This window comes from Sphingobium aquiterrae (assembly GCF_037154135.1).
GTDB classification, from domain to species: Bacteria; Pseudomonadota; Alphaproteobacteria; order Sphingomonadales; family Sphingomonadaceae; genus Sphingobium; species Sphingobium aquiterrae.
Window position 1 is genome coordinate 239,195 of the sequence record NZ_JBANFL010000003.1, and the last position, 26,979, is coordinate 266,173.

At 67.0% G+C, this 26,979-nt stretch carries 25 protein-coding genes; 16 read left to right on the plus strand and 9 right to left on the minus strand.

Annotated features, from left to right (window positions below; all coding sequences use genetic code 11):
• Positions 1-21 precede the first annotated feature (21 nt).
• Positions 22-1,509 (minus strand): MocR-like transcription factor YczR, encoded by a 1,488-nt coding sequence (gene yczR / locus WFP78_RS05065; protein WP_336959339.1) that lies wholly within the window; start codon positions 1,507-1,509, stop codon positions 22-24.
• A gap of 61 nt (positions 1,510-1,570) precedes the next feature.
• Here yczR and yczE point away from each other — a divergent pair, with 61 nt between their 5' ends.
• Together yczE and WFP78_RS05075 are read left to right on the plus strand one after the other, a co-directional pair.
• Entirely contained in the window at positions 1,571-2,182 is a 612-nt protein-coding gene (gene yczE / locus WFP78_RS05070) for a membrane protein YczE (protein WP_336959341.1), read from the plus strand.
• A gap of 47 nt (positions 2,183-2,229) precedes the next feature.
• Positions 2,230-2,733: a DUF1993 domain-containing protein gene (locus tag WFP78_RS05075; RefSeq protein WP_336959343.1), complete on the plus strand. Its 504-nt coding sequence runs from the start codon at positions 2,230-2,232 to the stop codon at positions 2,731-2,733.
• Between the two features lie 6 nt (positions 2,734-2,739).
• Here WFP78_RS05075 and WFP78_RS05080 read toward each other — a convergent pair whose 3' ends face one another.
• Positions 2,740-3,306: a hypothetical protein gene (locus tag WFP78_RS05080; protein WP_336959345.1), complete on the minus strand. Its 567-nt coding sequence runs from the start codon at positions 3,304-3,306 to the stop codon at positions 2,740-2,742.
• 130 nt (positions 3,307-3,436) lie between these two features.
• Between WFP78_RS05080 and gyrB the strand changes: the two genes are divergently transcribed.
• The 7 genes from gyrB (at position 3,437) to WFP78_RS05115 (ending at position 14,325) form a co-directional block, all read left to right on the plus strand.
• Positions 3,437-5,926, plus strand: a complete 2,490-nt coding sequence (gyrB, locus tag WFP78_RS05085) for a DNA topoisomerase (ATP-hydrolyzing) subunit B (RefSeq protein WP_336959347.1) — start codon at positions 3,437-3,439, stop codon at positions 5,924-5,926.
• A 177-nt stretch (positions 5,927-6,103) separates the two neighbouring features.
• The gene (gene adh, locus WFP78_RS05090) at positions 6,104-7,624 is read left to right on the plus strand and encodes an aldehyde dehydrogenase (RefSeq protein ID WP_336959349.1); all 1,521 of its coding nucleotides are present in this window, start codon (positions 6,104-6,106) and stop codon (positions 7,622-7,624) included.
• 155 nt (positions 7,625-7,779) lie between these two features.
• Positions 7,780-8,172: a DUF779 domain-containing protein gene (locus tag WFP78_RS05095; RefSeq protein WP_336959351.1), complete on the plus strand. Its 393-nt coding sequence runs from the start codon at positions 7,780-7,782 to the stop codon at positions 8,170-8,172.
• 1 nt (position 8,173) lies between these two features.
• Complete coding sequence (locus WFP78_RS05100; protein WP_336959353.1) at positions 8,174-9,547, plus strand: DUF3422 domain-containing protein; 1,374 nt, start codon at positions 8,174-8,176, stop codon at positions 9,545-9,547.
• 35 nt (positions 9,548-9,582) lie between these two features.
• On the plus strand, positions 9,583-10,725 hold the full coding sequence (locus WFP78_RS05105) for an FIST N-terminal domain-containing protein (protein ID WP_336959355.1): 1,143 nt from the start codon (positions 9,583-9,585) through the stop codon (positions 10,723-10,725).
• Entirely contained in the window at positions 10,722-12,983 is a 2,262-nt protein-coding gene (locus WFP78_RS05110; RefSeq protein ID WP_336959357.1) for a hybrid sensor histidine kinase/response regulator, read from the plus strand. Before WFP78_RS05105 ends, WFP78_RS05110 begins: the two co-directional genes overlap by 4 nt.
• Before the next feature lie 550 nt (positions 12,984-13,533).
• Entirely contained in the window at positions 13,534-14,325 is a 792-nt protein-coding gene (locus tag WFP78_RS05115) for a transglutaminase-like cysteine peptidase (protein WP_336959359.1), read from the plus strand.
• A 61-nt stretch (positions 14,326-14,386) separates the two neighbouring features.
• Here the strand turns inward: WFP78_RS05115 and WFP78_RS05120 are convergent, their stop codons facing one another.
• Both WFP78_RS05120 and WFP78_RS05125 read right to left on the minus strand, forming a co-directional pair.
• Positions 14,387-15,397, minus strand: a complete 1,011-nt coding sequence (locus WFP78_RS05120) for an NAD(P)H-dependent flavin oxidoreductase (protein WP_336959362.1) — start codon at positions 15,395-15,397, stop codon at positions 14,387-14,389.
• A gap of 123 nt (positions 15,398-15,520) precedes the next feature.
• On the minus strand, positions 15,521-16,786 hold the full coding sequence (locus tag WFP78_RS05125) for an aspartate kinase (RefSeq protein WP_336959364.1): 1,266 nt from the start codon (positions 16,784-16,786) through the stop codon (positions 15,521-15,523).
• A 94-nt stretch (positions 16,787-16,880) separates the two neighbouring features.
• Between WFP78_RS05125 and ubiG the strand changes: the two genes are divergently transcribed.
• Together ubiG and WFP78_RS05135 are read left to right on the plus strand one after the other, a co-directional pair.
• Positions 16,881-17,669: a bifunctional 2-polyprenyl-6-hydroxyphenol methylase/3-demethylubiquinol 3-O-methyltransferase UbiG gene (gene ubiG / locus WFP78_RS05130; RefSeq protein WP_336959366.1), complete on the plus strand. Its 789-nt coding sequence runs from the start codon at positions 16,881-16,883 to the stop codon at positions 17,667-17,669.
• Entirely contained in the window at positions 17,666-18,292 is a 627-nt protein-coding gene (locus tag WFP78_RS05135; RefSeq protein WP_336959369.1) for a YdeI/OmpD-associated family protein, read from the plus strand. Before ubiG ends, WFP78_RS05135 begins: the two co-directional genes overlap by 4 nt.
• A gap of 44 nt (positions 18,293-18,336) precedes the next feature.
• On the opposite strand, the gene WFP78_RS05140 is transcribed toward WFP78_RS05135, so the two are convergent.
• The 4 genes from WFP78_RS05140 to WFP78_RS05155 all read right to left on the minus strand — a co-directional run bounded on the left by WFP78_RS05140 (position 18,337) and on the right by WFP78_RS05155 (position 21,338).
• Positions 18,337-19,050, minus strand: a complete 714-nt coding sequence (locus WFP78_RS05140; RefSeq protein ID WP_419722920.1) for a hypothetical protein — start codon at positions 19,048-19,050, stop codon at positions 18,337-18,339.
• A gap of 231 nt (positions 19,051-19,281) precedes the next feature.
• Positions 19,282-19,656 (minus strand): PH domain-containing protein, encoded by a 375-nt coding sequence (locus tag WFP78_RS05145; RefSeq protein WP_336959373.1) that lies wholly within the window; start codon positions 19,654-19,656, stop codon positions 19,282-19,284.
• Between the two features lie 130 nt (positions 19,657-19,786).
• Positions 19,787-20,518: a GIN domain-containing protein gene (locus WFP78_RS05150; RefSeq protein ID WP_336959375.1), complete on the minus strand. Its 732-nt coding sequence runs from the start codon at positions 20,516-20,518 to the stop codon at positions 19,787-19,789.
• Positions 20,519-20,594: 76 nt separating this feature from the next.
• A complete protein-coding gene (locus tag WFP78_RS05155) occupies positions 20,595-21,338 on the minus strand; it encodes a head GIN domain-containing protein (RefSeq protein WP_336959377.1) in 744 nt (247 codons plus the stop codon).
• A 216-nt stretch (positions 21,339-21,554) separates the two neighbouring features.
• Between WFP78_RS05155 and WFP78_RS05160 the strand changes: the two genes are divergently transcribed.
• Together WFP78_RS05160 and hemB are read left to right on the plus strand one after the other, a co-directional pair.
• Positions 21,555-23,114, plus strand: a complete 1,560-nt coding sequence (locus tag WFP78_RS05160) for a M28 family metallopeptidase (RefSeq protein WP_419722921.1) — start codon at positions 21,555-21,557, stop codon at positions 23,112-23,114.
• 190 nt (positions 23,115-23,304) lie between these two features.
• Positions 23,305-24,300, plus strand: a complete 996-nt coding sequence (hemB, locus tag WFP78_RS05165) for a porphobilinogen synthase (protein WP_336959380.1) — start codon at positions 23,305-23,307, stop codon at positions 24,298-24,300.
• Positions 24,301-24,340: 40 nt separating this feature from the next.
• Here the strand turns inward: hemB and WFP78_RS05170 are convergent, their stop codons facing one another.
• Complete coding sequence (locus WFP78_RS05170) at positions 24,341-24,868, minus strand: hypothetical protein (protein ID WP_336959382.1); 528 nt, start codon at positions 24,866-24,868, stop codon at positions 24,341-24,343.
• 227 nt (positions 24,869-25,095) lie between these two features.
• Between WFP78_RS05170 and WFP78_RS05175 the strand changes: the two genes are divergently transcribed.
• From WFP78_RS05175 to rpmA, 3 genes are all read left to right on the plus strand, one after another.
• On the plus strand, positions 25,096-26,064 hold the full coding sequence (locus WFP78_RS05175) for an AEC family transporter (RefSeq protein WP_336959384.1): 969 nt from the start codon (positions 25,096-25,098) through the stop codon (positions 26,062-26,064).
• A 147-nt stretch (positions 26,065-26,211) separates the two neighbouring features.
• Entirely contained in the window at positions 26,212-26,577 is a 366-nt protein-coding gene (rplU, locus tag WFP78_RS05180; protein WP_336959386.1) for a 50S ribosomal protein L21, read from the plus strand.
• A gap of 32 nt (positions 26,578-26,609) precedes the next feature.
• Positions 26,610-26,879: a 50S ribosomal protein L27 gene (gene rpmA / locus WFP78_RS05185; protein WP_336959388.1), complete on the plus strand. Its 270-nt coding sequence runs from the start codon at positions 26,610-26,612 to the stop codon at positions 26,877-26,879.
• Positions 26,880-26,979 lie beyond the last annotated feature (100 nt).

Sequence of the window (26,979 nt, forward strand, 5' to 3'; positions counted from 1 at the left end):
TCCAGCCGACTTCAGAATGCTCTAGATCACCCGGTCGGCCTCCAGCGCCCAGGCACTGGAATCAAGACCCGGCGGGGCGCGGTTTTCCAGGCGGAAGGCGGCGGCGGCGAGACGCTCTATCGCCGGTTCGATCTGCGCATCGGGCAAGGTGAAGGGCAGGCGCACGAAGCGTTCGAACGCGCCGTTGACGCCAAAGCGCGGCCCCGGCGCGACCAGCAGCCCCTGGCTGTGCGCCATGGCGGCGAGCGCGCTGGCCTGCGGCCGGGGCAGTTCCGCCCAGAGCGAGAGGCCGCCGGGCGGCACCGGCACGCGCCAGTCGGGCAGGTGCCGGGCGAGCAGCGCCACCATCCGGTCGCGCCGGTCGCGCAGCATCGCCCGCCGGTCCGCCCCGCCCGTCACCGTGCCATCCAGCAGCGCGGCGACGGCAAGCTGGTCCACGATGGGCGTCGCCATGTCGATGGTGGCGCGGATGCGGCCCAGCGCGGCGATGGTCTGCTCGTCCGCCCGCACCCAGCCGATGCGCAACCCGCCCCACAGCCGCTTGCTGGCCGAGCCGATGCTGATGACACGCGTGCTGCTGCGGTCGAAGGCCGCGACCGGCGGCGGCAAGAGCGCCCCGCCCAGCAGGTCGCCGTCCAGCGCCATGTCCGCCATCGTCTCATCGATCAACAGCGGCGTGCGGCTGCGCTCCGCCACCTCCACCAGCGCGCGGCGGGTGGCGACATCCATGATGCGGCCGGTGGGGTTGTGGAAATCGGCGATGATATAGGCAAGGCGCGGCCCGGTCTGGCGGAAGCTGGCGTCGATCGCGTCGATATCCCAACCCTCGTTCGGCAGGCCCACGGGCACCGGCACGCAATTGCTCTTCTGGATGCTGAAAAGCGCGTTGTGATAGGTCGGATGGTCTACGACGATGCGGTCGCCCGGCGCTGCCATCAGCCGCAGAATGAGCGCGAGGGCGTGCTGCGCGCCGTTCGTCACCATGATCTGCGCGGGATCGGTGAGGCAGCCGCGCCGGGCGTAATCCGCCGCGATCGCCTGCCGCAGGCGCGGGATGCCCAGCGCGTCATAGCCAAGGCCGGAAAGCCAGGCCGGCAACTGGCCCAGCGCCGCTTCATAGGCATGCCACACGGTTTCGGGCGCGGGCAGCGCGGCGGCCGTCCAGTTGATGATGCCGTCGCGCTCCGTGGTGTCGAGACCATAGGTGGCCGCGTCGGCCGTGCCGCCCGCCGGGATGCGGGTGACGCTGCCCGACCCCTGCCGGCTTTGCAGATAGCCCTCGTCACGCAACTGGTCGAAGGCGGCGGCGACGGTCGTGCGGCTGATGCCCAATGCCTGCGCCAGCTCCCGTTCGCCGGGAAAGCGGATGCCAAGGCCCACGCGCCCGTCCAGCACCAGCAGCTTCAGCGCGCGCGCCAGCTGGCGATAGGCCGGATCGCCATTGCCGCTGCTGCGCCAGTTGCCGAGGTGACGAACGAGCGACGCGGCGCCGAGGGAGGAGATACTCATAGAGCCACTCTTTCATGATCGGACCTTTATTTCAATGCCAATTCCCATCATTGGCCTTGTCATGATGTATCGCAGACTGTTCCAGCTGATCTGGGGCCAGAGCCTCTATGGCGCCTCCATGGCGTTGATGTTGCGCGCCAATCTGGGGCTCGACCCCTGGGATGTGCTGCATCAGGGGCTGGCGCCGCGCCTTGGCCTCAGTTTCGGGATGACGGTGAACGTCATCGGGCTGCTGGTGCTCTTGCTGTGGATTCCGCTGCGCCAGCGGCCGGGGATCGGCACCGTCTGCAACATCGCGCTGATCGGCACGGTGGTCGACCTGACACTCCCCTTCGTGCCCACGCCCGAAGGCTATGCCGCGCGCTTTGCGATGCTGGCGGCGGGCATCGTGCTCAACGGCATTGCGGGCGGGGCCTATATCGGTGCCGGCCTTGGCCCCGGCCCGCGCGACGGGCTGATGACGGGCTTCTGCCGCCGCACCGGCTGGCCGGTCAAATATGTGCGGACGGCCATCGAACTGTCCGTGCTCGCCATCGGCTGGCTGCTGGGCGGCACGCTCGGGGTGGGCACCGCGCTGTATGCGGTCAGCATCGGCTGGGTCGTCCACCATGCCCTGCCATGGTTCATGATTGTCGAGCGACCGCCCGCGCCGGTGGCATATGAGGCAGCCTGAGGGCCACGCCCCTTTCCGAGGATGCGGCGGCACCCTATCTGGCGGCGATGACAACGCTTCATGACATGACCGTGCCGGTCTTCACCCGCGCCCTGCGCAACCTTTCCGCCTTTCTCGACAAGGGCCGCGCCTTTGCGGACGGACAGGGCATCCCCCATGCCGACCTGCTGGAGGCTCGGCTGTTCCCCGACATGGCGCCGCTCATCGCCCAGATCCAGCGCGCGAGCGATACGGCCAAGGGCACGCTGGTGCGCGTCGGCGGCGTGCCCAATGCGGCATTCCCGGACGATGAAGCCAGCTTCGAGGATCTGCAGGGCCGCATCGCGCGCACCATCGCCTTTCTTGAGGCGGCGCCCGCCGACGCGCTGACCGGCAAGGAGGACGCGACCGTCCTGTTCGAAACGGCCAGCCGCAGCGTCACCTTTACGGGCCTCAGCTATGTGCAGCATTTCGCACTGCCGAATTTTTTCTTCCATGTGACCACCGCCTATGCGCTGCTGCGGCACAAGGGCGTGCCGGTGGGCAAGATGGACTTTCTGGGCAGCGTGTAAGGTGGATCAGCCCGCCACCAGCGCCACATAGGCGCTGGATACCCAGCCGCTGCGGCACGGCCCGCGATAGGGCCGGCGGCTTTCGACCGGCGAGGAGACTCCGCAATCGATGACAGGCACGGGCGCCGCCGAAACCGCATCGGCAGCGCCCGTGCTGTCCTTGCCGGTGCCGTTCTTCCCGATAGCGTCGTTGCCGAAAGCCTCGTTGCCGATGGCCGGCGCCTGCGCGGCATCCACATCCTGCGCCACCACGACGCCAAGCCATTTCTGGTCCAGGCTGCGGGTGCAGACATGCAGCCGCGCGCCCTCCGGCAGCTCGGCAAGGCTCCTCGCGTCGCTGAAGGGGGCCGCGCGCAGCGCCAGCGCGCCCTTGCCGATGCGCCGCACCACGCCCAGCGCGCCACAGGCGTCGAGGCGCGGGCCATCCTCGCCGATGGTCACGGGTCGGGCGAGCGGCGCTTCCATCCGGCTTTCGGGCACATCCTCCCGCGGGGCGCCGGCAAGCGAGCTGTTGGGCAGCTCGTCCATCACGTCGCGACTGTCGGAACAGGCGGCCAGCGGCAATGCCGCCATGAGCCCGAAAGCGAGAATGAAACGGCACCGCATGACATGCCGATAGCCCATAAGTGCGCCGCATAGAAGCGCCCCGGCCCATGGCCATGTTTCACTTTAGTTTCTTCGCCTCAGTCCCTATATGCTCCGCATGAGCGAAGACACCCACAACAGCCCCAACAGCAATGAATATGGCGCCGACAGCATCAAGGTGCTGAAAGGCCTGGATGCCGTGCGCAAACGGCCCGGCATGTATATCGGCGATACCGACGATGGATCGGGCCTGCACCACATGGTGTTCGAGGTTTCGGACAACGCCATCGACGAGGCGCTGGCCGGCCATTGCGACCGCATCGACATCACCCTGAACCCGGACGGATCGGTGAGCGTCCAGGACAATGGCCGCGGCATCCCGACGGGCATCCACACCGAAGAGGGCGTGTCGGCCGCCGAAGTCATCATGACCCAGCTGCACGCGGGCGGGAAGTTCGAGAACACATCCGACGACAATGCCTACAAGGTCTCCGGCGGCCTGCACGGCGTGGGCGTTTCCGTGGTGAACGCACTGTCCGACTGGCTGGAGCTGAATATCTGGCGCGACGGGCAGGAGCACTGGATGCGCTTCCGCCATGGCGACGCCGAAGCGCCGCTCAAGGTGATCGGCCCGGCGGACGCGGGCAAGAAGGGCACGCGCGTCACCTTCATGTTCTCGACCGACACGTTCAAGAACGTGACCGAATATGATTTCGACAAGCTGGAGCATCGCTATCGCGAGCTGGCCTTCCTCAACAGCGGCGTGCGCCTGTTCCTGACCGACGCGCGGCACGAGGAAAGCAAGACGGTCGAGCTTTATTATGAGGGCGGCATCGCGGCCTTCGTCAAATATCTCGACCGCACCAAGGCGCCGCTGATGCCCGAGCCCATCGCCATTTCCGGCACGCGCGACGATGTGACCATCGACGTCGCGCTGGAGTGGAACGACAGCTATTATGAAAATGTGCTCTGCTTCACCAACAACATCCCGCAGCGCGACGGCGGCACGCACCTTGCAGCCTTCCGCGCGGCGCTGACCCGCACGCTCAACAATTATGCCGACAAGTCGGGCATGTTGAAGAAGGAAAAGGTCTCGCTGACCGGCGAGGACATGCGTGAGGGGCTGACCGCCATCGTCTCGGTCAAGCTGCCCGATCCCAAGTTCAGCAGCCAGACCAAGGACAAGCTGGTCTCCTCCGAAGTGCGCCAGCCGCTGGAAAGCCTGATGGCCGACAAGATGGCGGAATGGCTGGAGGAGAACCCCGCGCACGGCAAGATGATCGTGCAGAAGGTGATCGACGCCGCCGCCGCCCGCGAAGCCGCCAAGAAGGCGCGCGAGCTGACCCGGCGCAAGGGCGTGATGGACATCGCCTCCCTGCCCGGCAAGCTCGCCGACTGCCAGGAACGCGACCCCGCCAAGTGCGAACTCTATCTGGTCGAGGGTGATTCGGCAGGCGGTTCCGCCAAGCAGGGTCGCGACCGGCATTATCAGGCGATCCTGCCGCTGAAGGGCAAGATCCTGAACGTGGAGCGCGCCCGTTTCGACCGCATGCTCTCGTCGAAGGAAGTCGGCACGCTCATCCAGGCGATGGGCACCGGTATCCGCGACGATTTCAACATCGAGAAGCTGCGCTACCACAAGATCATCATCATGACCGACGCGGACGTGGACGGCGCCCATATCCGCACGCTGCTGCTCACCTTCTTCTATCGCCAGATGCCGCATATCATCGAGAACGGGCATCTCTTCATCGCCCAGCCGCCGCTCTACAAGGCGACGCGCGGGCGCAGCGAAGTCTATCTGAAGAACGAAGCCGCGCTGGAGCAGTATCTGGTCGACAATGGCGTCGACACGATGGTGCTGGAAACGCCCGAGGGCGTGCGTTCTGGCGAGGATCTGCGCAGCCTGATCGACCATGCGCGCCGCATGCGCATGCTCGCCCGCTATGTGCCGCGCCGCTATGACGCGAACATCATCGAAGCGCTCGGCCTTGCCGGTGCGCTCGACCATGAGCTGTCCGACGACGCCCGCACCGTGCGGCTGGCCGAAGCGGTCAGGTGGATCGGCATGCACGACAGGGAAGCGCAGTGGACCGCGCGTATCGCGGCCGAAGGCGGCTTCCATTTCGAACGCGCATGGCGCGGCGTCACCGACCATCATGTGATCGAGGCGAGCTTCATCGATTCGGCCGAGGCGCGCAAGCTGCACACGCTGGCCGGCGAGCAGACCGCCAGCTACCAGGGCGCGAGCCGGCTGGTGACGGCCAAGGCGGCCGCCGCGGCCGAGGACGCCACCGATGGCGACGACCTGCCCGCCGTCGCGGCCAAGGGCATCGTGGTCTCGCGACCCAGCGAATTGCTGGACGCGATCCTGGCGGCGGGGCGCAAGGGCCTCTCCATCCAACGCTACAAGGGCCTTGGCGAGATGAACGCCGACCAGCTGTGGGAAACCACGCTCGACCCCAACAACCGCTCGATGCTGCGGGTGGAAGTGGCGCAGGCGGACATCGCGGACGAGATCTTCACCCGCCTGATGGGCGACGTGGTGGAGCCGCGCCGCGAGTTCATCCAGGACAATGCGCTGAACGTCGCCAATCTCGACGTCTGATCGGCGCGCGCCATCGGAGGCGAAGACAACGAAAGGGGCGGCTGCGCAATCGGCCGCCCCTTTCCGTTTGTCGCAGGCACGGTGTCACCCATCGCCGGTTGACCAAAGGTCCAATTGCACCACGGCCGCCCCGGCGCGATTTTTATCCGGAACCCAAAAATTCACGGGAGACGGACAATGCTGCAGCAGGCGATGGAAAAATTCGCAGGACAGACGCTCATCAAGGAGCGTTACGACAATTATATCGGCGGCCAGTGGGTCGCGCCGGCCACGGGCCAGTATTTCGACAATATCTCGCCCGTCACCGGCCAGGTCATCTGCCAGGTGGCGCGCGGCACCGCCGCCGATATCGAGCTGGCGCTTGACGCCGCGCACAAGGCAAAGGACGCCTGGGGCAAGACCTCCCCGGCCGAGCGCGCCAATATCCTCAACAAGATGGCCGACCGGATCGAAGCCAATCTGGACATCATCGCACTGGCCGAGACGATCGACAACGGCAAGCCGATCCGCGAGACGACTCATGCCGACGTGCCGCTTGCCGTCGACCATTTCCGCTATTTCGCCGGTTGCGTCCGCGCGCAGGAAGGCTCGATCAGCGAGATCGACCATGACACCATCGCCTATCATTTCCACGAACCGCTGGGCGTGGTCGGCCAGATCATCCCCTGGAACTTCCCGATCCTGATGGCGGTGTGGAAGCTCGCCCCGGCGCTGGGCGCGGGCAATTGCGTGGTGCTGAAACCCGCCGAGCAGACGCCGATGTCGATACTGGTACTGGCCGAGATCATCGGCGACCTGCTGCCGCCCGGCGTGCTCAACATCGTCAACGGCTTTGGCGTGGAAGCGGGCAAGCCGCTCGCCAGCAACAAGCGGATCAGCAAGATCGCGTTCACCGGCGAGACGACCACCGGCCGCCTCATCATGCAATATGCGTCGGAAAACCTGATCCCGGTCACGCTGGAGCTGGGCGGCAAGTCGCCCAACATCTTCTTCGCCGATGTGATGGACACGGACGACGATTATTTCGACAAATGCCTGGAAGGCTTTGCGATGTTCGCGCTCAACCAGGGCGAGGTCTGCACGTGCCCCAGCCGCGCGCTGATCCAGGAATCGATCTACGAGAAGTTCATCGAACGGGCCATCGAACGGGTGAAGGCGATCAAGCAGGGCAGCCCGCTCGATCCCGACACGATGATCGGCGCCCAGGCATCCAACGATCAGCTGGAGAAGATCCTCTCCTACATCAAGATCGGCCTGGACGAGGGCGCGGAACTGCTGACCGGCGGCGAGCGCGCCACGCTGGATGGCGAGTTGAGCGAAGGCTATTATGTGACCCCGACCGTGCTCAAGGGCCACAACAAGATGCGGATTTTCCAGGAGGAAATCTTCGGCCCGGTCCTGGCCGTCACGACGTTCAAGGACGAAGCCGAAGCGCTCGCCATCGCCAACGACACGCTCTACGGCCTTGGCGCCGGCGTGTGGACCCGCGACGGCACCCGCGCCTATCGCTTCGGCCGCGCCATCCAGGCGGGCCGCGTGTGGACCAACTGCTACCATGCCTATCCCGCGCATGCGGCGTTCGGCGGCTACAAGCAGTCGGGCATCGGGCGGGAAAACCACAAGATGATGCTGGACCATTATCAGCAGACCAAGAACCTGCTGGTGAGCTACAGCCCGAAGGCACTCGGCTTCTTCTGAGCTTCCGGCGGGCCGGTGCCTGACGGCCCGGCCCACTGGACGGCGCCGCACCATTCTTCCCTCTCCTCAAGGGGCGGCGCCGCGGATTTCGGCGGGCATCTCGGGATGTCCGCCGATACGCTTTTCCGGCTTTTCCCGCTCAGGAGATGCAGGCCATGACGGCATTACCCCCGCGCATTCTCACGACACCGGCTGCCGACATGCTGATCGCGAAGGTGGCGGCCATGCACGGCCCGCTGATGTTCCATCAGTCCGGCGGCTGCTGCGACGGATCGGCGCCGATGTGCTTCCCGCGCGGCGAATTCAAGGTCGGCGCGCAGGACGTGCTGCTGGGCATGGTGGCCGGCGACGTGCCGGTGTGGATCGGCGCGGCGCAGTTCGCCTATTGGCGGCATACCCAGATCACCATCGACGCCGTGCCGGGGCGCGGCGCGGGCATGTCGCTGGAAAGCCCGGAGGGACAGCGCTTCATCATCCGCTCCCGCCTGTTCACGGACGAGGAGGCCGCCCTGCTGGAAGCCGCCGGAGAGCCGCCGCGGGGCGCCTGAGATGAGCATGGGCACGCCCTTTGCCGAACATCCGTTGCGGCGCCAGGTGGTGGGCGAGATGCATCTGCGCCGCTTCCCGGCCATCGCGCCGCCCGCGCAGACGATCCAGCTCGTGCGGCTGGTCCCGCCCGGGGATCGCGCGGCGGAGCGGACGGCGCTTGCCACCCTGCCCGGTGTCGGCGCGGTCGAGGGCGTGCGCCATGCGGAGGGGCTGTGGCCCGGCAGCATCCGCGCCACATGGGAACGGCATAGCGAGGCCAGCACCGTCACGCTGACCCTGACGGACGACGCGGCGCTGCCGCTCGGCTGGACGACGCCTGCCGGTGGGCCTGCCGGTGGGTCCACCGATGGGCCAGCCCGGGCTCGCGCGGCCGAAGCGGTGCGGTGGGCCGAGGCGTTGCCCGGCAGCGTCATCCGCGCGACCCGCGTCCTCATTGTCGCCGACGACCGCGAGGCCGAAGCCCCGGTCGGCGCCGCCGCCTTCCGCCCATCCCATCTGGTGAGCTGCCATGTCGCGGGCGGGGCGCGGATCTGGACCGATTTCCGCATCCATGAGGATGGCTATGGCCGCATGGTGGTGGCCGCCAACGGCCTGCCGGCGTCCGACCTCGCCCGTTGCGTCCAGCGGCTGCAGGAGCTGGGCAATTATCGCAACCTCGCCCTGCTCGGCCTGCCGGTGGTGCAGGAGACCTGGCCCCGGCTGGACGCGGTCGAGGGCGCGCTCGCCCGCATCGGCCAGATGCTGCATGTCAAGGACCGGCGCGACGACGAATTGCTGGATGCGCTGACCAGCCAGTCGGCGCAGTTGCTGGCGGCGGCCTCGGGCTGCGACTATCGGCTGAGCGCGACCGCCGCCTATGCGGTGATCGTCGCGGACCGGCTGGCCGAGCTTCAAGTCGTGCCCATTGCCGGCTTCCAGTCGCTCACCGACTTCATCGGCCGCCGCTTTCACCCGGCGGTGCGCACCTGCGCCGCGCTGTCGGACCGGCTGGCGCTGCTCAACGGACGCGCCGCCCAGTTCACCGCGCTGCTGCGCACCCGCATCGAAACCCATATCGAGAACCAGAATGCGCGGCTGCTGCACTCCATGGACCGCAGCGCGCGGCTGCAATTGCAGCTTCAACATTTGGTCGAGGGTCTCTCGGCCGTCGCGATCAGCTATTACCTCCTCGGCCTGATCGGTTATCCCGTGAAGGCATGGGAGAAAGTCCATGCGCATCCATCCTCCACCCTCATCCTCGGGCTGGCCGCGCCGGTGATCGTGGCGTGCGTCTTCCTGGGCATGCGCCGCATCAGGCGGCGGCTGGTGCCGCATGAAGATAGCCACGGCAATGGTGGCAATGATGATGGCAATGCCATCGCAGAAGGTGCATAAATCCCGCAAAAGACGGGAAAAGTGGGGAGAATGTGATGACTGTACTGGCGCCGGGAATAGCCTTTGCCTGCAGCCATGCGGAAGACCCGGCCGATGCCATGCGCGAGATCATGGGGCTGGTGGGGGACGAGCCGCTGGCCGGCGCGCTGGTCTTCTGCTCGCACCGCTATGACCGCGACGACCTGTCCCGCGCGATCAACCGCAGGAGCGAGGGCGTGACCGTCATCGGCTGCACCAGCTCGGGCGAGCTGACGCAGGACGGCTATGACCAGGACAGCCTGACCGTCATCGGCTTCCCGCGGGACGGCTTCCACATGATCTCCCACTGTTTCGACGACATCGCCCATTTCGATCCGGTGGCCGCGCGCGAAACCATCCGCACGCTGGCGGCGGTGGCGGAGCGGGACAGCCGGCATCTGGGCGACCGGATCAACCATGTGGCGCTGTTCCTGGTCGACGGGCTCTCGCACCGCGAGGAACTGCTGACCATGACCATCCAGGATGCGCTGGGCGACATTCCGCTGATCGGCGGCTCCTCCGGCGATGGCATGGCGTTCCGGGAGACGGGGATTTTCGAGGGCGGGCGCTTCCATGGCCGCGCCGCCGTGGTCGCCATCCTCTCCTCCCCCCGGCCGATGCATGTGTTCAAGGCGCAGCATTACCGGCCCGGCCCGGCAAAGATGGTGATCACCGGCGCGATCCCCGAGGACCGCATTGTCACGGAGATCAACGCGGAGCCGGCGGCGCAGGAATATCTGCGCCTGGCGGGCCATGCGGGTGAGGAACTGGGCCTGCGCTTCTTCGCCTCCCACCCGCCGATGGTGCGCGCGGGCGGCGAATATCATGTCCGGTCGATCCAGAGCGCCAATGCCGATGGCAGCCTGACCTTCTACTGCGCGATCGACGAGGGGATCGTGCTGGCGGTGGGTGAGCCGGTGGACCGCATCGCCGGCATGGAAACGCTGTTCCAGGATATCGCGACGACCATCGGCGATGTCGACCGCATCATCGCCTTCGACTGCGTGCTCAACCGCATCGACGCCGAACAGCGCCAGATTGCGCGCGACGTGTCGCGGCTCTACGCCCGCAACCGGGTGATCGGCTTCAACACTTATGGCGAGCAATATCACGCCCTGCACGTCAACCAGACCTTCAGCGGGCTTGCCATCGGCCGATGAACGATCCTCTTCCTTCTTCCCCTTCGGTGCTGGATGACGATCCTGAAAAGGCGGCGCTGCGCGAGGAAATCCGCAAGTTGCGGAAGATCAATGCCGCGCTGATCGATCGGGTGGAGCGTGCCAGCGACATGGCCGGCAATGCCTTTTCGATGTTCGAGACCGCGATTTCGCTGGAGGGAATGGTCCGCGACCGCACCAGCCAGTTGGAAGACGCGCTCGCGCGCCTTGCCCAGGCCAATGTCGATCTGGCCAGCGCGCATGAGACGGCGGACGCCGCGCGCATGCGCCTGCGCGATGCCATCGATTCGATCAATGAGGGCTTCATCCTTTTCGACGCCAATGACCGGCTGATATTGTTCAACGAAGCCTATCTGAGTTTCTGGCCGGAAATCGCGGCGCATGTGCGCGAGGGCATGAGCTTCGACGAGATCGCCCGCCTCGCCGCCGACCATGACCGGCCGATCGGATCGCTGGTGGCGCCCGACCGCTGGGTGTCGGAACGGCTGGCCCGCCACGGCATCGCCGATGGCGGCCATGTGCAGGCGCTGGCCGACGGGCGCTGGGTGCAGATCAACGAACTGCGCACCAGCGAGGGCGGCATCGTCGGCATCTATACCGACATCACCGAGGTCAAGACCGAGGACGCGCGGGAGCGGGCGCGCGAACTGGCCGAGCGCAACATCGTGCTGCAATCCACGCTGGACAATCTGTCCGAGGGGGTCTGCGTGTTCGATGGCAATGGCCAGCTTGCCGCCTGGAACGACGCGCTGCAGCGCCTGCTCGACCTGCCCGAAGGCTGGAGCCAGCGCATCGGCAGCCATGGCGAACTGGTCGACTGGTGCCGGGACAGGCTGGGCATGCGCGACCATGGCTGCCTCGACTGGCAGGGGGAGGCGCATCGCAGCACCCGGGTCGAGCAATTGTGCAGCGCGGGCGAACGCTATTTCGAGGTGCGCAGCACCGCCATGGAGCGCGGCGGTCAGGTGATCGGCTTTACCGACGTCACCGACATGCTGCGCGCGCAGGCGGCGCTGCGCGAAACCGCCGAAACGCTGGAACGGCGCGTGTCGGAACGTACCGTGGAACTGGTCGCGCTCAACCGGCAGCTGGAAGGGGAAGTGGCCGAGCGGCGGGTGATCGAGGCGGCGCTGCTGGAGGCGAAGACCGCGGCGGAAAAGGCCAATCTCTCCAAGACCAGCTTCCTGGCCGCGGCCAGCCACGACCTGTTGCAGCCTCTGAATGCCGCGCGGCTGTTCGTCGCGGCGCTGGGCGACAGGCGACTGGCGCTGCCCACCCGCGCGCTCGTCAACCAGACGTCGACCGCGCTCGATTCGGTCGAGGACCTGCTGGAGGCCCTGCTGGAGATCAGCCGGCTGGATGCCGGCGCGATCCAACCGGAGCTGAGCGATTTCCGGCTCGACCGGCTGCTGAAGACGCTTCAGGTCGAATTCGCGCCGATGGCGAAGGCGGCGGGGCTGACGCTGGACATCGACACGTCCGCGATCAGCGTGCGCTCCGACGTGCGCCTGCTGCGCCGCATCCTGCAGAATTTCCTGTCCAATGCCCTGCGCTATACCCAGCGCGGATCGGTTTCCGTCCGCTGTGTCGAGCATGGCGACGCCATCGCCATCAGCGTGATCGACACCGGGCCCGGCATCGCCCCGGAGAACCAGGCGCTGATCTTCGAGGAGTTCCGCCGGCTCGACAACCGCATCATGGGCAAGGGGCTGGGCCTTGCCATCGTGCGCCGGGCGAGCGACATGATGGGGCATCGGGTTTCTCTGGACTCCGCGCCGGGCAAGGGCGCGACCTTCACCATCACCGTGCCGCGCGGCGCCGATGTGGGCGAGGCCGATGACAGCAGCGACCTTTCCGCCCGCGACCGCACGATGCGGGGGCTTTCCATCCTGGTCATCGACAATGAACGCGCGATCCAGTCCGGCATGCGCACGCTGCTGACCGGCTGGGGCTGCACGGTGGCCGTGGCCGACGGCTATGACGAGGCCGTCACCCGCTTTGCGCCGGGCGAGCGGCCCGACGTCATCCTGGTCGACTATCATCTGAACGACAGCGAGACCGGCGACAGCGCCATCGCGCGGCTGCACGCGCATTTCGGCGTGGCCCTGCCCGCGATCATGATCTCTGCCGATCGCGGCGAAGGGCTGAAGACGCAGATGGCAGGCGCGGCCATCCCGCTGCTCACCAAGCCGGTAAAGCCCGCCCAACTGCGCGCGCTGCTGCGCACGATGCTGAACTAGGGCGGATCGACATTCAGAAGAGGGCAGGTTGGCTACAGCCAGGACCATCGTCATCCTGAACGTGTTTCAGGATCTATCGCGCCTCCTGAAGCCATCGCGCATGTGGAGGATGGATGCTGAAACATGTTCAGCATGACGAATTGGAATACACATAGCTCAATCATTCAAGAGAATTGAACGTCGATTCGTCCTAGGGGGCGCCGCGTCAAATCCGATGCAGCCCGCGCTATAAACATTTGTCATCACATTTTTTTTGCGGAAAATCGGTTCCTACTTTTGCGCACGATGCTCTGGGGCCGACCGGCCGGTTTGCGCTGGGTACAGGCAAGGCATCCGATCCTGCCGGATTCGGGCGGATACAGGATCGGGTGCGCGGGCAATGACCGTGTCGGCGACAGGCTCGATGCCGGGCGTGTTGCGCCCGGCGCCTCCGGTCGACTCTCTTCCACCCCATTTCATCGAACCGTGCTTGCCCTTGGGCAGCCCGCATGATCCATCGGCGCGGTCGCGGACGCCAAGAAGCCGCGGGGTCGCAAATATCGGGGGCGCTTTGCGTTATCTTCGTCCGTTCCTGCTCGCCGGGATCATGTCTGGCTGTCCGGTGCCCGGTGTCGCCCAGATCGCACCACCCGGCGAAGGACTGTGCGCCGCTGTTCCCAAGGCCGCGCCGGAGACGGAGGCGATGGCGCAGGCCTGGATAGACGAGCGCTTCTCCGCCCCCTGCGAGGCCCCGGTTCAGGAGGAGAGACCCGCCGGGCCGGACGTGTTCCATTCCATCGCCCTGCCGGTCAAGGAAACCGCGCTGGATGCCCGCTGGGCACGCGCCACCATGATGCCGGGCGACATCGCGGATGGCCCATGGGCGGCGCTCGGTCGGCAAGCGGCGGCGCAGACGGGGCATGACCGGCTCCAGACCGTCAACAACTGGGTCAACCACCATGTCGCCTATGCCCAGGATGGCCCGGACGACCATTGGGCCAACCTGCCCGAAACCATCGCGCGCGGCCGTGGCGATTGCGAGGATTTCGCCATCGCCAAGATGCAGCTGCTGCAGCGGGCCGGCGTGCCGGCGGACAGCCTCTATCTGGCGATCGTCGCCGATACCGTGCGCAATATCGACCATGCCGTGCTGATCGTGCGCGAGGATGGCGCATTTCTCGTCCTCGACAACCGCACCGACCGGATCATGCCCTCGGGCGAGGTCACGGACTATCGACCGATCTTGAGCTTTGCCTCGCACTTCGCCTGGACGCATGGCTATCGGTCGCAAAGCGCGCGGGCCACCGCTTCCGGGCCGGGAACGGCGCAGCCACGGCCCGCCGCATCCTCATCGGCGCGATGATGCCGCTCCCCGACGCGAAAGACACGCAAATAGCGGCATGACGGGGCCGCGAGGACGCGCCCTATGACCGGCGCGCCAGTGCCTCGCTCGCTTCCGCCATCAACGTCGCGATGATGTCGGCGACGGGCTCTTCCTTCGTCACCATGCCGACGGACTGGCCCGCCATCAGCGATCCGCCCTCGATATCGCCGTCGATCACCGCGCGCCGCAGGGCGCCGGCCCAATAATGTTCGATCTGCAGCTGCGCCTGGCCCATGTCGACGGCGCCGCTGTCCAGCAGGTTGGCGACATCGCGCTGCTTGGCGGTGAAGGCTTCGGTGCCGGCGTTCTTGAGCGCGCGCACGGGGATGACCGGCAGGCGCGGGTCGATCTGGACGCTGGCAATGGCGTCGCGGGCCGAGGCGCGGAAAAATGCCTTCTTGAAATTGGGATGGGCGATGCTCTCGGTCGCGCAGGCAAAGCGGGTGCCCAGCTGCACGCCGGCCGCGCCCATTTCCAGATAGGCGGCAATCGCCTCGCCCCGGCCGATGCCGCCGGCCACGAACACGGGCACCTGGCTCGCCATTTCGGGCAGGATTTCCTGGGCGAGCACGCTGGTTGCCACCGGGCCGATATGGCCGCCGGCTTCCATGCCTTCCACCACCAGCGCGTCGACGCCCGAGCGCACCAGCTTCTTCGCCAGCGACAGGGCGGGAGCGAAGCAGATGAGCTTTGCCCCCTTCTGCTTGATCGCATCGATGCTGCCCTTGGGCGGCAGGCCGCCGGCCAGCACGACATGGCTGACATCATGCTTCGCGCACACTTCGATCAGGTCGAAGAGCTGCGGGTGCATGGTGATGAGGTTGACGCCGAAGGGCCGATCCGTCAGCGCCTTCGTTGCGATGATCTCCGCGTCCAGCAGTTCGGGCGTCATCGCGCCGCAGGCGATCACGCCGAAGCCCCCGGCATTGGAAATGGCGGAGACCAGATGCCGTTCCGACACCCACGACATCGCGCCGCAGAGAATGGCAACGTCGCAGCCGAGGAATTCGGTGCCGCGGGCCATGAGGGTATCGAGCTTGGTCTTGATCATAACTACTCCGTCATTCCCGCGAAGGCGGGAATCCATCTCCAACGCCATCCCCGAATGCAAGATCGGGAGATGGCTCCCCGCCTTCGCGGGGATGACGGCGTTAGTAAAGGGATGTGAGAAAAATCAGGCAGCCGGCGCGTCGAGCCCATAGGCGGTGTGCAGCACGCGCACGGCCAGTTCGGTCTCGTCCTCGTCGATCAGCACGCTCACCTTGATCTCGCTGGTGGAGATGGCGAGGATGTTGATGCCGCGATCCGCCAGGCTCTTGAACATGGTGGCGGCAATGCCGGCATGGCTCTTCATGCCCACGCCCACGACGCTGATCTTCGCGACCTTCGTATCGGGGATCACGCGGTTGAAGCCGATGGCGGCCTTTTCCGATTCCAGGATGTCGAGACAGCGGGCAAGGTCCGCGCCCGGCACGGTGAAGGTGACATCGGTCTCACCCTTGTCGCGACCGACATTCTGGATGATCATGTCGACATTGATCGCCGCGGCCGCGAGCGGGCCGAAGATCGTCGCCACCGCGCCCGGACGGTCGGGCACGCGGGTCAGCGTGATCTTCGCCTCGTTCTTGTCATGGGCGATGCCGGTGATGAGCTGACGTTCCATCTTCGTTTCCTTGAATTTCGCTTCGAGTTCCTCTTCGCTGACGATCAGCGTGCCGGGCAGATCCTCCTGCGTCGGATCGTCGAAGGAGGAGAGCACCTGTACCCGCACGCCTTCCTTCATGGCGAGGCCGACGGAGCGGGTCTGGAGCACCTTGGCGCCCACCGACGCCAGCTCCAGCATTTCCTCATATGTCACCATGTCGAGCTTGCGCGCGCGCGCGACGATGCGCGGATCGGTGGTATAGACGCCGTCGACATCGGTATAGATGTCGCAGCGGTCGGCATGGATGGCGGCGGCCACCGCGACCGCCGAGGTGTCGGAACCGCCACGGCCCAGGGTCGAGATGCGGCCATCGGCCATCACGCCCTGGAAGCCGGGGATCACCGCCACCTGGCCCGCGCCCATGGCGGCGAGCAGCGCGCCGGTGTCGATGTTGTCGACACGCGCCTTGGCATGCGCCTCGATCGTGCGGATGGGGAGCTGCCAGCCGAGCCAGCTGCGCGCGTCCACGCCCATGGCCTTGAGCGTCATGGCGAGCAGGCCGCTCGTGATCTGCTCGCCGGCGGCGACGACGACATCATATTCGGCCGGATCGTAGAGCGGCGAGGCTTCCTTGCAGAAGCCGACCAGCCGGTCGGTCTCGCCGGCCATGGCAGAGACCACGACGGCAACCTCGTTCCCCTGGGCAACGACATGCTTCACACGCGCAGCGACGTTGCGAATCCGCTCCATCCCCGCCATGGAGGTGCCGCCGAACTTCATCACAATGCGCGCCATATTTGCTGCCAGCCCTGGAATTTCGTAAGAGTGTTGCGGGTTTCACGCCCGCTCGGTCACAAAAGCGGCGCCGCTATAGTCAGCAGGAACATTTATGGCAAGCAAACCGGCCAGCGCGCCGATCAGTGCCCCGGGCAGCACCGCGATCAACACCATCGATCCCAGGGAAGCCGCGCATTTCGGCGGCATGGCGGAGGATTGGTGGAACCCGCACGGGTCGAGCGCGATGCTGCACCGGCTCAACCCCGTGCGGCTGCGCTATATCCGCGACGCGCTCGACTCGCATTGGGGGACGGACGCGAAGGCGATGCGGCCGCTGGCGGGCAGGCGGGCGCTGGACGTGGGCTGCGGCGCGGGCCTGCTGTGCGAGCCGCTGGCCCGGCTGGGCGCAGCCGTGACCGGCATCGACGCGGCACCGGAAAATATCGCGGCGGCCAGCGCCCATGCGGCAAAACAGGGCCTTGCCATCGATTATCGCGCGACCGGCGTGGAGGCACTGGCGGGCGAGCGCTTCGACCTTGTCACCAGCATGGAGGTGATCGAGCATGTCACCGATCCCGCCGGCTTCGTGCGCGGGCTGGCCGGCGCGCTGGCGCCGGGAGGGCTGATGCTGCTCTCCACCCCCAACCGCACGGCCCTTTCCCGCCTTGCCATGATCACCATCGGCGAAAGCGTGGGCGGCATTCCCAAGGGCACGCATGACTGGAGCCGCTTCCTGACGCCGGACGAGCTGGAGGCGCTGCTCGGGGATGCGGGGCTGGCGGTGGTCCATCGCTCCGGCCTTGGCTTCTCGGTCGGCAAGGGCTTCATGCTCAGCGACGATATGACGATCAACTATCTCTTCACCGTGCGCCACGCGACGGAGGTGGAGGCGCACGGATGACCGGCGATGGCGCGACGCGGCCGGGCCATGATCCGCGCGTCGACGCCTATATCGCGCGACAGGCCGATTTCGCCCGGCCGATCCTCACCCATTTGCGCGGCCTCGTCCATGCCACCTGCCCGGAGGCCGGCGAGGCGATCAAATGGAGCATGCCCTTCTTCACGCTCGACGGGCGCAACCTGTGCAACATGGCGGGCTTTAAGGCGCATGTCGCCTTCGGCTTCTGGGAAAATGCCATGGCGAAGGACGCCCGGCAGGTTGGTGAAGACGGCGCGATGGGCCAGTTCGGGCGCCTGACCAGCCTGTCCGACCTGCCGGACGACGCGACGATGACGGCGCTGATCACGCAGGCGGCCGACCGTGCGCGATTGCGGGCTACGACACCGCGCGCCGCGCCACGCCCGACCCGCACACCCCTGCCGGTGCCGCCGGAACTGGAGGCCGCCATCGCCGTGCATCCGGATGCCGCCGCGCACTGGGCCACGTTCACGCCCGGCAAGATTCGCGACTATGCCGAATGGATCGGCGAAGCCAAACGCCCCGAAACGCGGGACAAGCGCATTGCCGAGGCCGTCGGCTGGATTTCCGAAGGCAAGGATCGCAACTGGAAATATCGGCGCTGACAGACGGCGCTGACAGGCATTGCCGAAACCGGCGCGCCCTGCTCCTACACTTCCAGCCCGATCAGCGTGCCGCTGACCACGCGATCGACCATGCGTTGCCCGTCGACCTCGATCCAGTCGGCGGTCGCCTCGATCAGCTGATCGCCGATCCGCGTACGCAGATGTTCCACGGCGATCCGCCCGCGCGACACGATGCGCAGCACGGCCAGCCCGTCGCCCCGCGCCGCATTGAAGCTGTAGCGGTCGCCGCGCTGGGCGAAGCTCCAGCTGCCGTCCGTGATCAGCCACTCATTGGCATCGACGATCTGCACGGGCACGCCATTGGGGTCGCCCAGCCGTACGCTGATGCGGATCGCGCCGACACCGCTGCGGGGCGGGGTGAACATCAGCAGCGGATCGCCGGACATGGCGATGGGCACCGGGGTATCGCGCACCGGCCGGGGCCCGCCGATCCGCAGCTCCGGCGTTTCGTTGAAGAAGGGCATGCGGTCGCGCGAAAAATTCCGCTGGCGCGCAATCGGGCTGGCGTGGAAGCCATGCACCTGCGCGGACGAAAGCCGGCCGGTTTCCACCAGGGCGTGGCAGGCGGGGCAGAGCAGCGTCGCCTCCCCCTCGGCTGTCCTGGCGCTACGCCCCTCGCCCAGATCGGGCAGGGACAGATAGGAATAGATGGTGACGCCGCAACGGACGCACCCAAATCCGCTTCGCGCCCTCAGTTCGGCGCGCCGATCCGCCGGCAGATCGGGCAGGACGCGCATCAATGGCGCGGGCATGGCGTTGTTCCCCCAGTTCATCCGCGCCACAGGTCGGCCGTTGGCCGTGCCGCATGGCGGGCTTTAAAAACAGCGCCTTCGATATTCTCCCCCCGGATCGGCCTTCATGCGGGCCATGATGTCACCCCTGCTATCGGGGCGATAAATGCGCGGGAGTCAAGGGGGCACAGCCGCCATAACGGCGGACAATCGCCCCTACCCCCTCAATTGCCCCCCTCAATCATCCGCAGCGGCGGCGGCGGCCAGCGCCCTCACCCGATCGGGGTTCGGCATGCCGCGGATCGCGATTTCCGCATAGTCGCCGGCGGTGAACACCTCCACATCGCCCACGCCGAACAGGCGCTGGAACATCGTCTGCGTCACGCGGACGCTGCGGACGCTGGAAAGGTTGATCTGGATGCGCTGCTTGGACAGGATGCCCTTTTCGCGCAGCATTTCCCGGTCGCTGATCGCCAGCCGCTCGCCCTTGCAGATCACCCACCAGATGCCGAGGCCGATGATGCCGATCACCGAAACCAGCAGCAGCACGAACAGCAGCGGATTGTTGCGGAACATCGCGGGATGTTCGTCATAGACCCAGGTTCCCGCCATTCATCGCCCTTTTGCATTACGTTGGTCGGGGGGATCATCGGGCGGGACGCCGCCTTGGTCAAGCAGCGCCTTGCCGAGCGTGCCCGCGCCGGTCGGGGCGAGGCATGAATCCGCCTTGTGAATGCAAACGCTAATAATCCTTGCCGCCGCAGCTGATGCGCCCGGTGCCGCCGCGCGTCACCTTGCAGGCCGGCGTGCCCAGCACCGTCACGTCGCCCGAACCGGCGGTGGCGATGTCCGCCGGGCCATTGACCGTCAGCGTGATCGATCCCGGCCCCTGGTTGACCAGCGTCGCCTGCTTCGCCTTCAGCCCCGGCGCGTCGACGATGCCAGCGCCCGTGGACCGGGCCTCCAGCACGCCGGCGGCGCCCGACAGGGTCATCCGGCCGTTGCCCGCCACCATCACCACCAGCCGGTCGAGCGCCACAGCGCCCACCGCGATGTCGCCGCTGCCCGCCAGCGCGATGTCGCCGCGCTGGCCCTTCATGGCGTCGATGGTGAGGGCGCCGCCGCCCAAAAGCTGCGCGCGGCGGATCAGTCCGGTGGAGAGGGTGAGCGTCGCCGTGCCGCCCGGCCGCGCCTCGCCCAGACTTGCGGGCGGGCGCAGGCGGACGAGCAGCAGCCCGCCGGACACCAGCACCTCCAGCCGGTCGAGGATCTGCCGATCGCCCTCGCCCCGTGCCGATGTGCCGGCGCCGGTGCGGATCGCGACGCGCACGGGGGCCTCCACGCGGATGCTGTCGAAGGTCGTCACGACATAGGGCTGGGTCGCGGCGTGCGCCAGTGCGCAGAACGGTGCGCAGGGCAATGCGGCGATGCCTGTGGCGATGATGGCCGGGAGAAGATGGCGAACGTGCGTCATGCCCCGCTTAGAGCGCCGCCCGGCCCGGCCTGCAAGCCTCTATCGCACGCATCCAATCCGCACCGCCGCCGCAATCTCAGGCACCGCAATGCGCCTCGCCCGATCCGATGGCGTTGACGCGGCATTGCGCCTTGCCCTTCACCGTCACGTCGCCCGAGCCCACCAGATCGACGGAGACCGGCCCGTCCGATGCGAAGGTCGCCGATCCCGATCCGGCGATCGACACCGATCCCTTGCCGAGCTTCAGCCCCGGCGCGTTCACATCGCCCGATCCGGCGATGGCGATATCGGCGTCGTTCGCCGTGCCGGACAGCGCCAGCGTGCCCGATCCGCCGATCTCCGCCTTCAGCCGCTGCGCCGATATCGTGCCGATCCGCATGTCGCCCGATCCGGCAAGGCCAAGGGAGAGGCTTTCCGTCCGTGCGCTGTCGATATCGAGGTCGCCCGATCCGGTCAGCGTCGCGCCGGCGATGGCAGGCATGGAGACATGGACGGTCACGCCCTTGCCATCGTCGCCATGCCCCCACCAGCTGCGCCAGCCATCCTTGCGGCCGACCACCAGCGATCCATCCTTCACCCTGATCTCCAGGGTCGCGAGCGCGCGGGCGTCGCCCTGCGCCTTCACCGCAAAGGGCTTGCCCACGGTTATGACGACATGGTCCGGCCCCACGGCCTCGACACGGGTGAAATCGCGCAGCGCCGCATAATCGGTGGCGGATGCCGGCCCGATGGCGTCTCCCCGATCCGGCGAGCAGGCCCCGGCCAGCAACGCCAGACCGGCAAGCGCAGCGCGCGACGAGAGAAAGGCAGGCACGGCCATTGTTCAGCTCCATTACTGTATTAGATCACCAATACACAATGGCCGCCCGGCTGCCAAGCGGGAAAATGCCATGTGCCCGGATACGACAAAGCCGCGACAGGGCCTCGACAAAGCGATGCGGGGTCGCGAATGTGTGCGCTGCAACAGGAGGATTCCGCCATCATGATCAGAAGCCGCGCCGCGCTCATTCTCGCCCTCGCCACCACGGCGCTGACCATGGCCGCCACCAGCCCGTCCGCCGCCGGAAAGGACGAAGCGGCGCGGGGTGCGACATGGTGGGCGCATGTGGCGACGCTGGCCGACGACAGGCTGGAAGGCCGGCTGACCGGATCGCCCGGCTATCTGAAGGCGGCGGACTATGTGATCGCGCAGCTCAAGGCGCTGGGGCTGCAGCCTGCCGGCGTGGACGGCTATCTGCAACCGGTCGGCTTTGTCGAGCAGCGGATCGACGCCGCCGCCAGCAAGGCTGCGCTGACCACGGCGGAGGGCGCGACCGCGCTGAGCGCGCCTGCCGACATCATCTTCTCCGGCGGCGGCGGCCCGGCGCCCGCCAGCATCGACGCGCCGATGGTGTTCGTGGGCTATGGCCTGCATATCCCCGAAGCGGGGCATGACGATTTCGCCGGTGTCGACCTGAAAGGCAAGATCGCGGTGTTCATCAGCGGTGGACCGGCCAATATCGCCGGCGCGCTCAAATCCCATGCCCGTTCCGAACGGGGCAAGGTGCTGGCCAGCATGGGCGCGGTCGGCGCGATCGCGCTGACGACCGCCAAGCAGATCGAGATTCCCTGGAGCCGCCGGATGCTGCTCGCCTCGCAACCGGCGATGTACCTGGCCGACGCCAGCCTGCGCGACACGGCGACGCCACTGATGAACGCGATGTTCGACACGGCCAAGTCGGAAATGCTGTTCACCGGCTCGGGCCACAGCTTTGCCGAGCTGTCCGCACTGGCCGATGCGTCGGCGCCCGTGCCCGGCTTTGCGCTGACGCCGCGCTTCTCCGCCACCATCGCCGCTGCCCGCAAGGATCTGACCTCTCCCAATATCGTCGCGGTGATGCCCGGCACCGACCCGAAGCTGAAGGCCGAATATGTCGTGCTGTCCGCGCATCTCGATGGGCTGGGCGTGGGCGAGCCGATCCATGGCGACACCATCTATAATGGCGCGCTGGACAATGCGTCGGGCGTCGCCTCGCTGATCGAGATCGCCAAGGCGCTGAAAGCCGGCAAGGTGAAGCCGAAGCGCTCCATCCTCTTCGCCATCGTATGCGCCGAGGAGAAGGGGTTGCTGGGCTCCCGCTATTTCGCCGAGCGGCCGACGGTGCCGCAGGGCGCGCTGGTGGCCGACCTCAATTTCGACATGGCGCTGCCCATCTTCCCGCTGACCAGCGTGACGCCGCTCGGCTATGACCAGAGTTCGCTGGGCAAGGATGCGGCGGCGGTCGGCGAGACCATGGGCCTGCCGATCAAGGCCGATCCCTTCCCTGATCGCAACACCTTCATCCGGTCGGACCAGTACAGCTTCATCAAGGCGGGCATCCCCGCGCTGTTCTTCAAATATGGCTTTGTCGCGGACACGCCGGAGGCCGCGACCGAAAAGGCATGGCGCGCCAATGTCTATCATTCGCCCAGCGACGACGCGCAGCAGCCGGTGATGCCGGAACAGGCGGTGAAGCTGAACGATTATGTGACGGCGCTGACCCTGCGCGTCGCCAATGCGCCGGCGCGGCCAAGCTGGAATGCGGACAGTTTCTTCAAGCGGTTCGAGAAGAAGTAAAGTTATAAGCTACCGTCATTCCCGCGGAGGCGGGAACCCATCTCCCTGACGGAGTGCCGGATGCAAGGCATGGAGATGGGTCCCCGCCTCCGCGGGGATGACGGCTTGGGGGAGGTCGGCATCCATGGCATTCCGTTATGACATTTCGTCCGCTTGATCCCCCCTGCCCACCGGCCTAAGTCTGCGCGCCATGACCTATGCCTCCTATCCCGCCCTTCGCCTCCGCCGCACCCGCGCTTCCGCCTGGAGCCGGGCGATGCATGCCGAGAACCGGCTCGCGCCCGCCGATCTCATCTGGCCGCTGTTCGTCACCGAAGGCACGGGCGTCGAGGAACCCATCGCCAGCCTGCCGGGCGTGTCGCGCTGGTCGGTGGACGGCATCGTGACCCAGGCGAAGGCCGCGCGCGACGCGGGCATCCCCTGCCTCGCGCTGTTCCCCAACACCCAGCCCGACCGCCGCAGCGACGACGGCAAGGAAGCGCTGAACCCGGACAACCTCATGTGCCGGGCGATCCGCGCCATCAAGGATGCGGTGCCCGAGATCGGCGTGCTGACCGACGTCGCGCTCGACCCCTATACCGCGCATGGGCAGGACGGGCTGCTGGACACCGACGGCTATGTGCTGAACGATCCGACGATCGAGGTGCTGATCGGCCAGTCCCTCAACCAGGCGGCGGCGGGCGCCGACATCATCGCCCCCAGCGACATGATGGACGGCCGCGTGGGCGCCATCCGTGCCGCGCTGGAGCAGGACGGCCATCTTAACGTGCAGATCATGGCCTATGCCGCCAAATATGCGAGCGCCTTCTATGGTCCCTTCCGCGACGCGGTGGGATCGCGCGGGCTGCTGAAGGGCGACAAGAAGAATTACCAGATGGACCCGGCCAACAGCGAGGAAGCGCTGCGCGAGGTCGCGCTCGACATCGCCGAGGGCGCGGACAGCGTGATGGTGAAACCGGGCCTGCCCTATCTCGACATCATCGCGAAGGTGAAGGACCGCTTCGCCGTGCCGGTCTTCGCCTATCAGGTGTCGGGTGAATATGCGATGATCGAGGCGGCGGCAGCCGTCGGCGCGGGCGACCGGGAGGCGCTGGCGCTGGAAACGCTGATGGCGTTCAAGCGCGCGGGCTGCTCGGGCGTGCTCACCTATCACGCGCTGTTGGTGGCGCGCCTGCTGGCGCGGTAACGGCCCGCCCAATCCCATTGAATCGGAACGGTGACAGCGCTCAGGGCTGGCGAAGCACCGCCTTCATCGCGTCCAGCCGGTCGTTCTGCGCATCGACAATCGACAGCGCGTCGGCACGGGCGAGGTCGATCGCTTCCAGCCCGCCCGGCGCCTTGCCGTCGGCAATGGCGTTCGCGCGCTCGACATAGAGCGTGTCGAGGCTGGCAAGCGCCGACACGCTGTCGTTACGGGCCGATTCCAGGTCGCTGAGCGCCACCTGCGCCGCGACCCAGGCTTCGCTGGACACGTCTGCACCCGCAGCCTTGCGCGCCAGACGGTCGGCATCGCCATAACTCCGGTCGAAAGCGGTGGCGCCGGCATGCGCCTGTGCCGAGAAGGTCTTGAGCTGGGTAGCGAGCGCGTCGTCCGCCGTGGCAACCGGCGCAGGCGCGGATGCTTCCGCCACGGCCTCCTGCCGCTCGATCGGCCGGCGCGCCAGCGAAGGATAGCCAGCCACGCCATCGGCGCTGCCGACGGCACAACCGCCCAGGAGCAGCGCGAGCGAAGGGATGAAGGGACGGATCGCCATGTCCGGCATCTAAGCACGCGCCCGGCCGGATGCAATGGCGGCAGAAACTGGGGCAGGAGAAACCGGAGCGGGCAGAATTGGCGCGGGGGCATCGGCACTGGGGCATCGAAGGGGAGCGGCCCGGCATCCGCGCGACGCTCGACCGGGCGCCTGCCCCGCCCTTTTGTCGCGCTCCCTGGCGCCTTCACCCCCTTGTCGCCTCGCGCGTTCCCCCCTAGTCCGGCCAGATGCTGCCGATCTTCGCCTCCACCCTCGTCACCATCCTGCCGGTCTTCCTCATCATCGCGGCGGGCTTTGGCGCCGGCAAGGCAGGGCTGCTGGGCGCGGGGGCCAGCCGGCCGCTCAACCGCTTCGTCATCTGGATCGCGCTGCCCTGCCTGATGTTCGACGTGGTCGCGACGACGGACTGGCATGCCCAGTGGAATCCCGGCTTCGTCGTGCTGTCCGTCCTTGGCAGCATGCTGGCCTTTGGCCTTGGGCTCATCGTCGGCCGCCTGCGGGGGCTGAGCATTGCCGACATGGCCGTGGACGGGCTCAATGCCAGCTATGCCAATTCCGCCTATATCGGCCTGCCGCTGCTGACGCTTGTGCTTGGCCCGCAATGCCGGCCGCTGGTGGCCATCGCCGCGACCCTGACGCTGGTGGTGCTCTTCACCATCGCCGTGCTGATGATCGAGCTGGGGCGGAGCCATGGGCACGGCATCGGCCGCGCGGCATGGCATGTGCTGCGCGGCATCCTGACCAATCCGGTGCTGATGGCGCCCGCGCTGGGGCTGCTGTGGTGGATGTCCGGCCACAGCCTGCCGACGCCGGCCGAGCGTCTGGTCGCCATGCTGGGCGGCGCGGCCAGCCCCACGGCGCTGGTCGCCATCGGCCTGTTCCTGGCCGAGCGGCCCCTGACCGAGGCGATGACGGACCGTTCCGTGCTGTCGCTCGCCACCATCAAGCTGGCGGTGCATCCGGCCATCACCGCCATTCTCGCCTGGTGGGTCTTTTCCTTCCCCACCAGCGTCAACATCACCGCGATCATGATCGCCGCGCTGCCGACCGGCACGGGGCCGTTCATGGTCGCCGAATTCTATGCCCGCGACGGGCGCGTGACATCGGGCAGCATTTTCATGAGCACATTGCTGTCGGTGGTGGTGATCGCCGCGGTGGCGGCAATGCTGGGCGTCGCGCCGCCCGGCCGGGGGTAAAAAACCACCGCCCGGACGCCCGAAAACGCGGCGCTGCGGTTGACAGAAAAGACTCGATCCACTAACGGCCCACTTTCCCGCGCGGGGTGCCATGGAGCTGCGGCCCCTTGTCCCTGTGCAAGCAGTTTGGATCAGAAGAGAAAAGCCATGTTCGCAGTCGTGCGCACGGGCGGCAAGCAGTATCGCGTAGCCGCCGGAGACAAGATCGTCGTCGAGAAGCTGGCCGGTGAGGCCGGTGACAAGATTACCCTGGACGACGTCCTGCTGGCCGGCGAGGGCAGCGATCTCAAGGATACCAAGGGTCTGACCGTTGCCGCCGAAATCATCGCGCAGGCAAAGAGCGAGAAGGTGATCGTTTTCAAGAAGCGTCGCCGTCACAATTATCGCCGCAAGAACGGCCATCGCCAGAACCTCACGATCCTGCGGATCCTGGCGGTTGGCGGCGAAGAGAAGAAGGCGCCCAAAAAGGCCGCCAAGACCGAAGACGCGCCTGCGACGGCTGTTGAAGCCTGATCGCGGTCCACGAGATTCGAGGAGTATAGACCATGGCACATAAGAAAGCTGGCGGTTCATCCCGCAACGGCCGCGACTCGGCCGGCCGGCGCCTGGGCGTCAAGAAGTTCGGCGGTCAGGACGTGATCGGCGGCAACATCATCATCCGTCAGCGCGGCACCCGCGTCTACCCGGGCCGCAATGTCGGCATGGGCAAGGATCACACCCTGTTCGCCCTTACGGACGGCAAGGTCGTGTTCCACGACGGCAAGCTCGGCCGCAAATATGTGTCGGTCGACATGCTGGCGGAAGCCGCAGAATAAACGGACGATTCAGAACGGGTCGTCCACCGGGGCGATCCTGAAGGAATTCTTCGCGGGCAACCGCGAACGAGGGAGACGGGGCGCACCGACCAGGGAGCGC

Bases quoted from the DNA above. Each gene is read 5' to 3' on its own strand.
- WFP78_RS05075 (WP_336959343.1), top strand. From the start codon at position 2,230: ATGACAACGCTTCATGACATGACCGTGCCGGTCTTCACCCGCGCCCTG.
- adh (WP_336959349.1), top strand. From the start codon at position 6,104: ATGCTGCAGCAGGCGATGGAAAAATTCGCAGGACAGACGCTCATCAAG.
- rpmA (WP_336959388.1), top strand. From the start codon at position 26,610: ATGGCACATAAGAAAGCTGGCGGTTCATCCCGCAACGGCCGCGACTCG.
- WFP78_RS05140 (WP_419722920.1), bottom strand. From the start codon at position 19,050: ATGCGCGTCCTGCCCGATCTGCCGGCGGATCGGCGCGCCGAACTGAGG.
- WFP78_RS05105 (WP_336959355.1), top strand. From the start codon at position 9,583: ATGACTGTACTGGCGCCGGGAATAGCCTTTGCCTGCAGCCATGCGGAA.
- WFP78_RS05135 (WP_336959369.1), top strand. From the start codon at position 17,666: ATGACCGGCGATGGCGCGACGCGGCCGGGCCATGATCCGCGCGTCGAC.
- WFP78_RS05080 (WP_336959345.1), bottom strand. From the start codon at position 3,306: ATGGCGGCATTGCCGCTGGCCGCCTGTTCCGACAGTCGCGACGTGATG.
- WFP78_RS05125 (WP_336959364.1), bottom strand. From the start codon at position 16,786: ATGGCGCGCATTGTGATGAAGTTCGGCGGCACCTCCATGGCGGGGATG.
- WFP78_RS05175 (WP_336959384.1), top strand. From the start codon at position 25,096: ATGCTGCCGATCTTCGCCTCCACCCTCGTCACCATCCTGCCGGTCTTC.
- WFP78_RS05145 (WP_336959373.1), bottom strand. From the start codon at position 19,656: ATGGCGGGAACCTGGGTCTATGACGAACATCCCGCGATGTTCCGCAAC.
- WFP78_RS05155 (WP_336959377.1), bottom strand. From the start codon at position 21,338: ATGGCCGTGCCTGCCTTTCTCTCGTCGCGCGCTGCGCTTGCCGGTCTG.
- hemB (WP_336959380.1), top strand. From the start codon at position 23,305: ATGACCTATGCCTCCTATCCCGCCCTTCGCCTCCGCCGCACCCGCGCT.
- ubiG (WP_336959366.1), top strand. From the start codon at position 16,881: ATGGCAAGCAAACCGGCCAGCGCGCCGATCAGTGCCCCGGGCAGCACC.
- WFP78_RS05120 (WP_336959362.1), bottom strand. From the start codon at position 15,397: ATGATCAAGACCAAGCTCGATACCCTCATGGCCCGCGGCACCGAATTC.
- WFP78_RS05150 (WP_336959375.1), bottom strand. From the start codon at position 20,518: ATGACGCACGTTCGCCATCTTCTCCCGGCCATCATCGCCACAGGCATC.
- rplU (WP_336959386.1), top strand. From the start codon at position 26,212: ATGTTCGCAGTCGTGCGCACGGGCGGCAAGCAGTATCGCGTAGCCGCC.
- WFP78_RS05100 (WP_336959353.1), top strand. From the start codon at position 8,174: ATGAGCATGGGCACGCCCTTTGCCGAACATCCGTTGCGGCGCCAGGTG.
- yczR (WP_336959339.1), bottom strand. From the start codon at position 1,509: ATGAGTATCTCCTCCCTCGGCGCCGCGTCGCTCGTTCGTCACCTCGGC.
- yczE (WP_336959341.1), top strand. From the start codon at position 1,571: ATGATGTATCGCAGACTGTTCCAGCTGATCTGGGGCCAGAGCCTCTAT.
- WFP78_RS05170 (WP_336959382.1), bottom strand. From the start codon at position 24,868: ATGGCGATCCGTCCCTTCATCCCTTCGCTCGCGCTGCTCCTGGGCGGT.
- WFP78_RS05095 (WP_336959351.1), top strand. From the start codon at position 7,780: ATGACGGCATTACCCCCGCGCATTCTCACGACACCGGCTGCCGACATG.
- WFP78_RS05110 (WP_336959357.1), top strand. From the start codon at position 10,722: ATGAACGATCCTCTTCCTTCTTCCCCTTCGGTGCTGGATGACGATCCT.
- gyrB (WP_336959347.1), top strand. From the start codon at position 3,437: ATGAGCGAAGACACCCACAACAGCCCCAACAGCAATGAATATGGCGCC.
- WFP78_RS05160 (WP_419722921.1), top strand. From the start codon at position 21,555: ATGGCCGCCACCAGCCCGTCCGCCGCCGGAAAGGACGAAGCGGCGCGG.